The organism is Proteiniborus sp. MB09-C3, from assembly GCF_030263895.1.
Classification (GTDB): Bacteria; Bacillota; Clostridia; order Tissierellales; family Proteiniboraceae; genus Proteiniborus.
Window position 1 is genome coordinate 1724246 of record NZ_CP127161.1, and the last position, 13285, is coordinate 1737530.

Annotated in this window: 13 protein-coding genes; 11 read left to right on the plus strand and 2 right to left on the minus strand. The window is 33.6% G+C overall.

What is annotated here, in order from left to right:
- Positions 1 to 24: 24 nt before the first annotated feature.
- From QO263_RS08335 to QO263_RS08360, 6 genes are all read left to right on the plus strand, one after another.
- Positions 25 to 1737 carry a P-loop domain-containing protein gene (locus QO263_RS08335; protein ID WP_285628727.1) on the plus strand — a complete coding sequence of 571 codons (1713 nt, stop codon included), beginning with the start codon at positions 25 to 27 and terminating at the stop codon, positions 1735 to 1737.
- A 49-nt stretch (positions 1738 to 1786) separates the two neighbouring features.
- Positions 1787 to 2017 carry a hypothetical protein gene (locus tag QO263_RS08340; protein WP_285628730.1) on the plus strand — a complete coding sequence of 77 codons (231 nt, stop codon included), beginning with the start codon at positions 1787 to 1789 and terminating at the stop codon, positions 2015 to 2017.
- 117 nt (positions 2018 to 2134) lie between these two features.
- Complete coding sequence (locus QO263_RS08345) at positions 2135 to 2641, plus strand: AAA family ATPase (protein ID WP_285628733.1); 507 nt, start codon at positions 2135 to 2137, stop codon at positions 2639 to 2641.
- Positions 2642 to 2808: 167 nt separating this feature from the next.
- Positions 2809 to 3585 carry a GNAT family N-acetyltransferase gene (locus QO263_RS08350; protein ID WP_285628736.1) on the plus strand — a complete coding sequence of 259 codons (777 nt, stop codon included), beginning with the start codon at positions 2809 to 2811 and terminating at the stop codon, positions 3583 to 3585.
- Positions 3586 to 5020: 1435 nt separating this feature from the next.
- Positions 5021 to 5284 carry a hypothetical protein gene (locus QO263_RS08355; protein WP_285628739.1) on the plus strand — a complete coding sequence of 88 codons (264 nt, stop codon included), beginning with the start codon at positions 5021 to 5023 and terminating at the stop codon, positions 5282 to 5284.
- A 144-nt stretch (positions 5285 to 5428) separates the two neighbouring features.
- On the plus strand, positions 5429 to 6610 hold the full coding sequence (locus QO263_RS08360; RefSeq protein WP_285628742.1) for a GNAT family N-acetyltransferase: 1182 nt from the start codon (positions 5429 to 5431) through the stop codon (positions 6608 to 6610).
- Positions 6611 to 6956: 346 nt separating this feature from the next.
- On the opposite strand, the gene QO263_RS19035 is transcribed toward QO263_RS08360, so the two are convergent.
- Positions 6957 to 7322, minus strand: coding sequence for a YbaK/EbsC family protein (locus tag QO263_RS19035; RefSeq protein ID WP_352169623.1), 366 nt, complete (start codon positions 7320 to 7322; stop codon positions 6957 to 6959).
- A gap of 186 nt (positions 7323 to 7508) precedes the next feature.
- Here QO263_RS19035 and QO263_RS08365 point away from each other — a divergent pair, with 186 nt between their 5' ends.
- From QO263_RS08365 to QO263_RS08385, 5 genes are all read left to right on the plus strand, one after another.
- On the plus strand, positions 7509 to 8291 hold the full coding sequence (locus tag QO263_RS08365) for an ABC transporter ATP-binding protein (RefSeq protein WP_285628745.1): 783 nt from the start codon (positions 7509 to 7511) through the stop codon (positions 8289 to 8291).
- Complete coding sequence (locus QO263_RS08370) at positions 8281 to 10347, plus strand: FtsX-like permease family protein (protein WP_285628748.1); 2067 nt, start codon at positions 8281 to 8283, stop codon at positions 10345 to 10347. Before QO263_RS08365 ends, QO263_RS08370 begins: the two co-directional genes overlap by 11 nt.
- Before the next feature lie 11 nt (positions 10348 to 10358).
- Entirely contained in the window at positions 10359 to 11036 is a 678-nt protein-coding gene (locus tag QO263_RS08375) for a response regulator transcription factor (RefSeq protein ID WP_285628750.1), read from the plus strand.
- Positions 11033 to 12085, plus strand: coding sequence for a sensor histidine kinase (locus QO263_RS08380; RefSeq protein WP_285628753.1), 1053 nt, complete (start codon positions 11033 to 11035; stop codon positions 12083 to 12085). The genes QO263_RS08375 and QO263_RS08380 overlap by 4 nt, the downstream gene beginning before the upstream one ends.
- A 179-nt stretch (positions 12086 to 12264) precedes the next feature.
- Positions 12265 to 12567: a serine hydrolase domain-containing protein gene (locus QO263_RS08385; protein ID WP_285628756.1), complete on the plus strand. Its 303-nt coding sequence runs from the start codon at positions 12265 to 12267 to the stop codon at positions 12565 to 12567.
- Between the two features lie 242 nt (positions 12568 to 12809).
- On the opposite strand, the gene QO263_RS08390 is transcribed toward QO263_RS08385, so the two are convergent.
- The gene (locus tag QO263_RS08390; protein ID WP_285628759.1) at positions 12810 to 13031 is read right to left on the minus strand and encodes a DUF6485 family protein; all 222 of its coding nucleotides are present in this window, start codon (positions 13029 to 13031) and stop codon (positions 12810 to 12812) included.
- Positions 13032 to 13285: the final 254 nt, after the last annotated feature.

The following is a 13285-nucleotide window of genomic DNA, read 5'->3' on the forward strand; positions in this document are numbered from 1 at the left end:
AATAATTTAAAAGGAGCAAACTAGATGAAACGACTAAGAAAATATCTGCTTTCAATGGACCCCAAAAATTCTACATACAACGATATGTACGAAGGGCCGTATTATGTCCCTGAGCTTGATGAAACACTTTATGATCCCACTTATTGGCGTGACGACGTATCATATACGATTAGCAGAACGCACAAGCTGACACTTGATAAGCCTAGTATAGAAATTAGCATACCGTTTCTGCGCTTAAGTTTAACAGAAAAGGAAAATCATCTCGTAACGGCAGATTTTGCACTAAGAGAATTTAATAGTTATATTGATGAATTAAATGCAGAGATTTATAATCGTTCAAGACCGGATAAAGAGAATGGGGTGTTTTATTCCTATAAACCTACAGGCGAGGTTTTGTTGCGCAATGCTTGTTGTGTTTCAAAAAATAGTCAAAATGAGTGTTATTTGAAGATTTTGATTATGGCACAATTGCCGTTGAAAAATCACCGCAAGGCTATGCGTATGTTGTGTAATAGTCTGCCTGATGCAGTAGATGCATTTATACTGAACTTCAAGCATAATGAGCTTGATGAAGCGATACAGTTATATACTTTGCAGGAGAAAATACGGCAATGGCTAAAAACTTCCGAATATTGTTCTTTTATTGCAAATGGCTCTATTTTGCCGCGAAACAAAGGCACACAGCTTCCACAGGAAAATGCTGTACCTTTTAAATCGCCGAAGCAGGATGAAATAGAGATTTTCGGTATCAAGGGCATGGGAATACGCTGTGGCGTTACTGTTATTACTGGCGGCGGATATTCGGGTAAATCAACATTTCTTGATGCTATTTCCGCTGGGATTTTTAACCACATTATCGGTGATGGTAGAGAGCTTATTATTACCGATGACACTGCGGTAGAAATATCAGCGGAGGACGGACGAGCAGTACAAAATGTTGACCTCTCGCCGTTTATAAAATGGCTTCCAAATGGAGATACAGCGCATTTTTCAACAACCCACGCTTCCGGTTCAACATCACAGGCAGCAAATATTATGGAAGCAGTGAATTACGGTTCCAAGCTTCTTTTAATTGACGAGGATAAAAGCGCAACAAATTTTATGATACGAGATAAGCTAATGAAAGTGCTTATCAAAACAGAGCCGATAACGCCGTTTACAGGGCGTGTAAATCAACTTTTTACCGATGCAGGTGTATCTACAATCCTTGTAATCGGTGGCAGCGGCGAATATATGTCTATTGCCGATAATGTAATTATGATGGACGAATTTATTGCCTGCAATGCAACCGCCAAAGCCAAGGCGTTGAGTGGAATTGCGGATCATCTGGATGATTCCCCTAATTGGAATTTTGACAGACAGCTCCACAGCAAAGGGTTTACGTCTTATCCTAATGGTTCGGGCACAGAAAAGCTTGTTATATCAGATATGGGCTTTATCTTAATTGGTGACGAAAAAATCGACATACGGATGCTGCATAACATTGTCGGAACACCACAGCTAAATGCAATAGGTTTTATACTTCGTCATATCATGGTTAAAAACAACGCTGAAATCATTGATATAAAAAGAGCAATTTACGATGTGCTTGAAAAAATTAAATCTGATGGGCTTGATAGCATTTATTCAACTTTTTTCTTAACCGATAGATGGCTTGAACTACCACGGTTTTATGAAATATGTGCGGTTATCAGCAGAATGAGGAATATAGAGTTTTTGAACGGTATGCTTGCTTGAACGTGGCTGAAAGTTTGATAAATAAAGAAATGTAAGTGAAAGGAATATTATGTGCGACTTATTATTAGTTGAAGTATCAAAGAAATATGAGAAGCAAGCTATGGAATACAGACAAGACTATATATCTAAACATATAAATGGTAGCAGTGGATTTATTCACTATCAAGATTATGATGAGTGGTTAAGGAAAATTGAGCTTGAAAAATGTAAGGAGCTTCTCAGGAAGATACGCCTGCCACGATATATTTCACAATACGTAAAGAAGACAATAAAATCATAGGTTCTATTTAATTGCGTCATCATTTAACAGAAGAACTAAAGGTGGTAGAGAGTTTATATAATGTATGTAAGTAGAGTAATGTAAAGTAAAGATTATTTTATAGTATGGAGGATAATAATGAGTTATTTATATCTTATCACAGGTCCAGCAGGTGTTGGTAAATCAACAATTTCTCAAGCTTTAGCAAAACTAAAAGAAAAGTCAGCATTGATAGAAGGAGATGATATTTACCACCTGGTATGTGGGGGTTATGTGAAACCATGGATGGAAGGCAATCATTTAGATGTGTTTTGGGAAAATTGTGTGGATTTAATTAGGAACTTCCAAAATAGAGAATATGATGTTATTTTTAATTATATATGTACGCCTAAAGATACAGAATATATAAGGAATAATTTTAAGGATACAAAGATAAAGCTATGTATTTTATTGACGGATGAAGAAACTATAATAAAGCGTGATAAAATGCGCCCATCTGATTGTCAAATGGGCGAACGTTCCATTCTACTACTAAATGAATTCAATGAAATGGATTATGATAAAAGATACTATCTTGATACGACGTCATTAAGTATAGAAAAAATTGTTAGAGACATCATTCAAAATGATAAATTTTTGCTATGAGCATAATATTTTTTTGTTTTAAGATAAGGTGCAATCCTCTTATAACAGAGGTCTAACAGATATCGGGTTATACTTTGGGTTATAGTTTGAAAAAATAAGATATTAAGTAACTGTAATTTTATGTTTAGTAAAGGTTTTATTAAAGATGGAGAAATCGGGGGGTTATTATGCTAATAGATAAGAAAATTATAGAGTGTGAATTAGAATATACCAAGTGTTTTTCAGAGGTTTACGAAGATGAAGAGATAATTAGATTTTCTGATGATCAGTTATATGATATGTATTATCACAACTTTACATATATAAAAAAAGCAATGAGTGATATTGAGTTGAAACGAATTATACAAAATGAAATTTCCTTGCGATTATCTAAAAAAAGTAATTTTTGTAATATTATTTTAAATTCTGCAGTCAGCAGTTCTCTGTTGTCTATGCTTAAATGCAAGCCTGAAATATCAATAAATGGGTATTATTCTTTTGATATTTCTAATTTTTCAAGACTAAATGCTCTGACTGATTGTACAATAAAGAAGGTCAACAATCAAGAAATGATAGATGATATTTTATTTTGTGATTTGCAACACGATGAGGAGAAGCTTGGGAAGGATTTTTGTACAAGGAGATGCTACAGACGTGGGAGAGTATATATTTCTGACAATGGAGTCAATTCTTATATTTGCCATTATAACGGATATATAATTGGAAATTGCGATTTGTTTATGCACAATGGTATAGCAAAAATCGAAGACTTTGCTGTAATTCCTACTTACCAGCGTAGGGGGTACGGAACAACTATTTTGAATGAACTAATTGATATTGCAATTAAAAATAATTCTCATACTATTTATCTAGTTACTGATGAGGACGATACCCCAAAAGAAATGTATAAAAAAATTGGGTTTAATAAAATAGGAGAAAGAACTGACTTATTTTTCAAATTATAATAACTTAGCCTGAATTATGAATTTGATCTTCCTCACATGCATCTTAGACAAATCAGTACAGAAGGCTATGCCATACAGAAGTCGTAACATTGCTTGTGAAGGAGTGAGATTGGGAATACTCTACGGTGAAGTGTATAATACTGATGACAGGATAAACGGGGAGAAGTCAGAGATGATAAGATGAAATTATATACTATAATGTACATAAATGTTATTATATACATATGTAATGAAAATTATATTTTATTCATAAGGTGGTAATTGGGTGAAAAACACTGAGAGCAAAAATATATGGTTACTATTATTATCTTTGGGATTGTGTTCATCGGCAATTTTAATTGACCGTTTTGTTGTAGGTATACCTGTCTGGTTAGGAATTATATTTGCTTTGGTCGCGATTATTTCATTAATAGGATTTATTTTCACAAATAGAAAATTCAAAAAATGACACAGCAATACAATAGGACGTCAGACTGTGTGTAAACTGTCACCCTGAGCGAGGCGAATGGGTCTCTAATAGCTTCAAATACAGATTCTTCACTGCGTTCAGAATGACACGTATAGAATGTGAATTTTCACACAGTCTGACGGTTCTATTGTGCTGTGCATAAGGAGTTATATATTTAAAGATAATCTCTAGAAGGGGTAGAGTATTATGGATATTGGTCGTATATTAGTTTTTATACCTTTAGCTACATACTTTTTATATCTTTTTTGGAAATCCAAAAAAGATATTTATTTAGTATTTGGGTCTTTGAGTTGGGTGTGTGCAATTTATTCTGGAAAACTAAATGCATATCAAATTCTTCAAGATCCTATAAAGTCAATCATAAATATGATAACAGCATATCTTTTACTTCTTATGTTTACATTGTATTTTAAAAAATCAATTAAGGAATTTAAGTAATAGACATACATAAGTAAAAGAATCATAAAAAGACAAGTTCTTTATGCTTTGTTTATCTAATACATTATAGAACATGTAAAATATAAGTATCTTTAAATCTAAAAATAAATATAGAGACCTGAAGAGACGAGGTCTTCGATCAACTTATAATCGATGACTTTGCCTCTTTTTTATGTGCCAAAAAAGAAATAAACATTCTAGAGCTGTTATATTTACCAAGTGTAAATAAGATGATAACCTTATTAACTGCGAAGGGGCTATGAAACTTGGAATTAATGGAGTATTGCTATGTAGAAATAAGTTACATTATTTCATACAGAGATTGTTAAGTATAGGAAAAGATTATGTAGTAATTAAAGATCTTAAAAATTTGAAATACTATTTAGCCCCCTAACCATTTCACACGATTATAGTAAAATATAGCCAATACTAGAGGTTCAGAATAAACAAATTATTCGTCATATTTGGGTATGATAATTAAAAGTTTCAGTAGGATGATCAGAATACTACATTATTGGAGGAGGGGCTATGGGGTCAAGGATAATTCATTATTGTGTAGGCGATGCTATACTGAAAAGAGTGAAGTTTGATGAGCATCAATTCATGTTAGGTAACCTAGCGCCAGATGCATATAGTTCGGAACTAGGTGGATATTTAGTATCTCATTTTCGTATACCTGAAGAGATAATGGAGTATGAATGTGTTGATTTAGAGAGATTCAAAAATAAGTACAAACATCAAATAAAAAACGATTTTGTGCTGGGCTATTACTGTCACTTAATAACTGAATGACCGTTCATGCTGGCAGGACAGGCTCTAGAGCAGAGTCAAGGGAAGTTAAGGGGAAGTTTTGATTGACATGTTTTTAAAAGCATGACAAAATAAAAATGAATGAAAAAGTGGCAATAACTGCTATAAGAAGAGAGGATGAAAGCTATGAAATACGAAATTATACATTTACCAAAAGAAAAGTGGAAAGGAACTATTATTCCAATAAAGTATACAACAGATAAGTATTATGATGTTAATGTAAATAAAGCAGATAAAGGATTCGTTATTGAGATAGAAAAGAAAGCTTTTACAGAGCCAGTAACTCATACACCAGAAGAATATGATTTTCCAGATAAGTTATATGAAGATCACTGGGAAAATGCTTATGCTTGGGGAGTATTAGTTGATGGCGAATTAGTCGCTGCAATTGAAACTGATCAAGAATTATGGTCTAATCGTCTAAGAATTACAGAACTTTGGGTAGCAGAAAAATATCAAAAGCAAGGAATAGGTCATACGTTAATTGAAATGGCGAAGGAACAAGCAAGGAGAGAGCGTCGTCGTGCTATTATACTAGAAACACAATCTTGTAATGTTAATGCAATAGATTTTTATCAGCATGAAGGCTTTAGCTTGATTGGTATGGATACTTGTTGCTATAAGAACAATGATTTACAAAGAAAAGAAGTAAGGTTAGAATTTGGATGGTTCCCAGAAGAAAAGAAAAGATTAAATAGAGAAGATATAGAAATTAGAATGGAAACAAGATCAGATTGGTATAATGTAGAACTAATGACACAGCATGCATTTTGGAATAAACATCATCTTGGATGTGATGAACACTATCTTGTACATAAATTACGTCAAGATAAAGACTATCTTCCAGAGCTAAGTAGAATAGCGGTAAAGGATGGAGAGGTAATAGGATGTATAATGTATTCAAAAGCACGAGTTGTTGATGGGGCAGATACACATGAAATTATAACCTTTGGACCTCTTTGTGTAGAACCTAAATGGCAGGGATGTGGAGTTGGTGAGCTGCTATTAAGAGAAACAATGAAGTTAGCTGCAAATAAAGGGTATAAAGGAATTGTAATTTTTGGAGAACCAGATTATTATCCTAGAATAGGATTTAAAACATGTGACAACTTTAATATTACAACTGCCGATGGTAAAAACTTTGATGCATTTATGGGGATTGAATTAATAGAAGATGGTATGAAAGGCATAAAAGGAAAATTCTATGAATCAGAAGTTTTTGAAAATCTTCCAAAGGAAGAAGTGGAAGAATATAATAAAAAATTCCCACAACTACAAAAACTAAGATTTCCAGGACAATGGGATTAATTAAGTATTAAAAACAGTTTACAGAATTTTATTAATATAAAACTTCAATTTATCTTTACAAAAGTATAAGAATCTCTCTATTACCAATACAGAAAATAAATGAATTAAGATATCAAAATTTTTGGTGCTTTTATTTTTAGATCAAGGGCAGGTACATTGTAACCTAAGCAAATATTGTATAAACAAAACTTGTCGAAAGGCAAGTTTTGTTGTGTTTAAAATGGACAAATGTGGCAATAATTGCGTTTTTATTAGGCTATTTTAGAGACATAGAAGACTTTAAAGCTTATACAAAATAAAAAACACAGGACAGTGTTTAGAATATAATCCTAACGCTCCATACTGTCTATATTTTTAGAAAAACGACAGCATTTCCGTGATTTTCTATAATACTTTGCAAGTCTCGTGGAGAGAGCCATAATGTAGCTGTGTTTTCATTTGGATGGATTCCGACAGTATGGAGTTTCATTAATTCTTCGTCAATGACAACTTTAACTTTTCGTTCCATATCGTTCAGTATACCAAAAGAGGTAACTGAGGCTTTTTTTAAACCAAGATAGCAGAACAAATCATCTTCTGATGCAAAGCTAAGGGGGCGTGAACCAAGCAAGCAACGTAATTCTTTTAAATTTACTACTGTAAAATGAAAGTTTTTAATTAGAGTTATGACGTATTTGCATATCTCATTTTGGAGAAATGATAATGGATACAAAAAAGTTTGAAACTCTGTTCAATGTAATTAAGCATGTGAGTATAACAAAGACTGGTGAAGGTGCAAGATAATTAAAAAGTAAAGGAGATATTCCTCCCATCACAAACCTTACAACAACTGTAAGTGTTAAATGATATTTTTTTGTTGTATGGTATTAATATAAAGATATACGAGGGAGGATATTACATGAAAATTTCAGATAAGTTGCTTCAAGTTAAAGAAATTCATAAGACATATGGTGAGGGACAAAGTGAAACTGCTGCATTGAAGGGGATTACCTTTGATGTTCTTCCAGGAGAGTTTCTTGGAATTATGGGTGCAAGTGGGTCAGGCAAGACAACATTACTTAATTGCATTGCAACCATGCTAAAGCCAACATCTGGACAAATCTTGTTGGAGGGTAAGAATATATCTTCATTTAAAGGATCACAACTAGCAAAATATAGAGGAAGTAAAATAGGATATTTATTTCAAGAATTTGAGTTGATAGATAACTTAACTGCTAGAGAAAATATTATTTTACCTTTGTCAATACATGGGGAAAATCCTAAAGAGCAAGAAGAGCAGCTTCAAAAATTAGCGAAACAATTTGATATTGAGAATCTATTAAGCAAATTTCCTTCTCAAATGTCAGGAGGTCAGAAGCAGAGAGTTGCAGCAGCAAGAGCATTGATTTCTAATCCAAGCATTGTATTGGCAGACGAGCCGACAGGAGCTTTAGATACAAAAAATGCAAAAACCTTGATGGAAAAGCTATATTCTAGCAATCAGACAGAAGGGACCACAATTTTGATGGTTACTCACGATGCTAATGCAGCAAGTTTTTGCTCAAGAATCTTATTTATTCAAGATGGAGTAATCTTTCATGAACTTAGGAAGAAAGTGCCTGGAGAAACTCAGAATTCCTTCTATGAACGGATACTAACTGTTATGGCACAATTGGGAGGGGGTAGCTCCAATGTTCTTTGATTTCATCAAGCGAAATAGTCGTAAGAATCGAAAGGAAAACGGGGTTTATTTCGCTTCACTTATAATTTCTATTATTGCTTTTTATGTAATACTCTCACTTGGTGAACAAGATGTTATGGTGTATCTTAAGACAGTTGAGAGTAATGCCGTAGCTAAGCTATTGCTAATGGTCCCAATGCTCTATGCCGTATCGCTATTTTTTGTGTTTTTCCTGGTATATTTTGCAAATAGATACCAATTACACCATCGTAGCCATGAATTTGGAATGTATTTAATGATGGGAATGAGGCAAAGTAAGTTGTTTGCAATGATTATGGGAGAAACACTATGGAATGGTTTAGTTGCTTTATTCATTGGAGTTCCAGTTTCCTTATTTTTAACAGAGTTAATTAATCTGGTGACCTCTAGGCTTATTGGAATGGGCATTATTGGTCATCAATTTCATATTTCCAAGGTTGGTCTAGGATTAACGGTATTTGGTTTCATTGTGGTCCAACTATTGGCTATGTTTATTCTTAGTTTGAAAATGAGTAATAAGGAGCCTGTAGATTTGTTGAATGAACAGAAGGAAGAGTCGCAAAGAATTCTTTCGCCTGTAAAGGGTTTAGTTAGTTTGCTTACAGGAGCGGTTTTGCTACTTGGAGCAGTTTTGTTGTGTATAGCTTATGTATTGGCTGTATTATATTTACGTAGCCTTAATTATATGATATTTGCATTAATACTGTTCATGGGAATCAGTGGGACTTTTATATTATTTCGAGGATTGGGAGGTTTGATTGGAGCATGGATAAAACGTAAAAGCAGTTCATCTACTGGTCTATTCGTATTTACGGGAAGACAGCTTCAAGAGAATGTTCTGCATCAATGGAGTTCTCTCGCTATATCATCACTTTTAATTCTTATGGCAATGGTTTGTTTTGCTTATGGTATCTCTACTGCACTAAATGAAAGTGCAGCATATGAAAGAACTGTAGATTTTACTTTTAGAGGAATAGAAAAAGAAGTTGTTTCTGTACTTACCTCTGATAAATTGAAGCCTTATGTAAAGGGTTATTATGCTATGAAATTAGGAAATTTTCAGCCTCCTGATGAAGAGATATCTGAAAATACAGCTTCACGTACTTTTTCCTGGTCAGGATTAGAACAATTCATCTCTAGGGAAAAAAAATCTGAAGAAAAAGAAAATCTATTAAGGGATTTATCTACTCGGGATAGACCTTATTTAATTTCTCTTTCTAGTTATAATGCATTGCTTAAATCTATTAATAAAGCTCCTATTATATTGGAAGACGATGAGGTTGCAATGTATTCTTATGAAGAATTTTCACACTCTCACGATATATTGAGGAAAGTATTGCAGTCTAATCCAACCGTTAGTATGGGTGAAAAGCAATATAAATTGGCATCAACATTATTTACAAGCAATATTGTTGCAGATAGAGCTATTACTCTTTCATATGCTCTGATTGTGCCCGATGATATTTATGATACCTTTACAGGAGGTTCTCAGGAGTCGTACCTTTGGAATATGGTCCTAACTTCTGATTTTGTTCAGGAGAAAGGATTGATGCAGGCCATGTATGAAGTAGATAATCTGATAAGTTCACATGGCTTAGACTATGAAAGCTATCTTTCTAGCATGGGAAGACAGTTGTTTTATATAGTTGCAGGAAGCTATACCACATTCTATTTAGGCATAATGTTCCTTATTATAGCAAACACTGTATTAGGCTTAAAGTTTCTTATGCAGCAAAGAAGTACGAGACATAGATACTATACAGTAGCTATGCTAGGAGCAAGTATTGAATCTTTGTGTTTATCAGCAAGGATACAAATTTGGTGGTATTTTGGTTTAGTTATATTGGTAGCATTGATTAGTTCTATTTTTGGCATTTGGTCCATGTTGGATTCCTTCCCATCAATGACATTAAGTATAAAAAATGGTATAGTGATAGCAGTTGTTCTTATTATCTTTATTGTTTTTGAGCTCTGCTATATATGGATGATACAGCGAAAAAGTGATGAAGAAATCAAGAAATTAAAAGAAATTGAATAGAGGGTGAAAGTGTGGAAAAGATAGTCATTGTTGAAGACGACATTCCTTTACGCGCAGAATTACAAAGTATATTAGAGAAAGAGGGATACTCTGCAGAGTGTATCTCTTCTTTTGATACTTCCTTGGAAGATATCGTTTCAGCTTCTCCTTCATTAATTATATTAGATTTAAATTTACCAAAGCTATCTGGATTCGATATTTGTAGTGCACTAAAGGCTAGGGGAATAGGTCCTATTTTGGTATTGACTTCACGCAATCAACTTCGTGACGAATTGCATGCATTGGATTTAGGGGCAGATGATTATTTAACGAAACCCTGTCATCCTAAACGTCTGATTGCTAGAATTCAAAAGCTGCTTCGCCTATATTCAAATATTCATGTTCTCTTAGATGCTGGTGATTTTCAGTTAGATGAGAAGACAAATGTATTGTATGTTGGCGAGGATTCTATTTCATTATCGGAAAATGAAGGAATTATTATGAAGGCCTTGGTAAAAGCTGCCCCTTCTGCAGTAAAAAAAGAAGAACTATTTAATCTGTTGTGGGGAAGCAGTGAATATGTGGATGAAAACATACTACAAGTGAATATGACTAGACTACGTAGGACTCTTGATGAGGTTGGACTACCTAATAGAATCAAGACTGTCAGAGGAATTGGTTACCAATTAGTAGGAGGCGATTGCCAATGAAGCTAGGAGATTGGATAAACATTCTAAAGGAATCACGTCCTTGGATATTACTTATTTGTATAAGCAATGCCTTTTTTATTTTTCTGGCTTGGGTAGCATATCCAGAAGCATTTGGGCTCCTAGTTGGTATCATGATTATTTTTTCTATAGCTACCATTATATCCGGCTTGCTGCTTGTTTGGAAGTGGCAGAAGAAGAAAGATAAAGCCTTTTATGATTTTGTCAGGGAACCCTCCTCGGAACATGAATATGGATTGATAGAATCCGTTGGTGAATTGCATAAAGAAAGGGTAAGTTATCTAGCTAATAAATTACGGATGCTAAATGATCAACTGGATGAGTCCAAGCTGCAAACTATAGATTATGAGGAATTTATTGAAAGTTGGGTCCATGAAATAAAGACACCTATTTCTTTATTAACCTTGGTTTTGGAAAATCGTAAAGAAGAAATGTCAGAATTGGTGTATCAGAGACTTGAGCATGCAAGAATTAATATCAGTGATGATGTTGAACAGATACTATTTTATGCAAGATTACAAGCATCTCATGTTGACTATCGATTAGAGAAGATTTCGCTCAATCTCTGCTGTGAAGATGTACAGCTGGAGTTTCAGGCATTTCTAGATGAAAAAGAAGTTAAAGTCATTTCTCAGATGGAAGATGTCCCGATTGTATCAGATAAAAAGGCACTTCAGTTTATTTTTACACAAATTTTCGTTAATGCAGTTAAATACTCCAATGAAAAAGTTGATAGCTTTATTTGGTTAAAAACTGGTTTTGATAGCATAAAGAATCGGTATTATTTAAGGATTTCTGATAATGGTGTTGGGGTGCTGGATTCTGATCTTCCTTTTATTTTTGATAAAGGATTTACAGGAGATAATACCAATAGAAAGCAGTCCACTGGCATAGGATTGTATCTTGTAAAGAAATTATGTGATGAATTGCAGATTGAAATTGAAGTTGAGTCTGGATATGGGAAGGGATTTTCAATTCAATTATTGTTTCCAATAATTGAGACTCAGAAGACATTGTCCACTCGATTTTAGATTATATTGTTCTAGTCTTCCAATATGATGAACATCTTATGATAAAATGTATTTTGTTTGGCGGACAAAGATATAAATGATATAGTGAAATTAATTCTCGATTTTGATGCATAAAATAACAGCTTAAGTATTAAAGCTGCATAAAAAAATTAATGAAATAAGCAATAGGGGGCGCTTAAATGGGGTTGTTATCGGATTTCAGTCAATCCAAAGATAGAGCAGAGCTTTTCTTTATCTCAGAAATGAAGAAAGAAGCTGGTTCAAATTTCTACTATGAGGATTTATGTACTTACATGCTTGGTCGGATTGTAGAAAAAGTGAGTGGCAAAATAATGTTGGATTATTTAAAGCCTCGTATGTTCGATATGTTGGAAATTGTAAATCCCCAATGGAATACCTGCCAGCATGGTCATACATCATGTTCAGGCGGCTTGTATCTGAATACTGAGGAATTTTCTCGCATTGGGATAATGTTACTATAAAATGGGGTATACAAGGATAAGCAAATCATTCCTAGCGGCTATGTAAATCGCATGCATACTGAATGGGTAGATACCACATCCAAAAATGATGCCGAAACCAGAGGTGGTTACGGTTATCAGGTTTGGAAATGTACTCCACCAAACACAAGGATATACTGCGCGCAATGTGGAGTGATATTCTCCCAAAATTGTAGGATGAAAGTTGGAGGTGTAAATAGCGCAAGGGAATTGAACCATATCTGTTAGTCTTTTTGATTTTCTATGTATAGCTTAATAAAACTTTCTATGTCAAATCTACTTAGTTGAGATAAATCATCTTGAATTAAGTGAAAGAAACAGCTTGGGATTTCTCCTTGCTTTAAATTTTTCCTAATACATGGATCACATCCTAAATCGTGATTGTGAGGGTTCAATTTGCAATTTAAATCTTTACAGGTACAAAAATGAGTATGTTTTTCCGTCATCAATACATCTCCTATCTTATAGTTTTTATACTCTATTTACTTAGACAGTTATCTATATTTTTAATTTTATCAAAACTTTTAGAAAAACAAAAGGAGTTCTCTATGGACTAACAGGTTACTACCTATCGCATATGGGTAATGATTAAGAGGCCTTTGTCCAATGGTTTAAAAAAAACAATATGAAAGAATAAGTAGAAAATAGCAAGTCTTTTATTGGTTAATAGTATATATTGTATTATATAATAAAAGAAGGA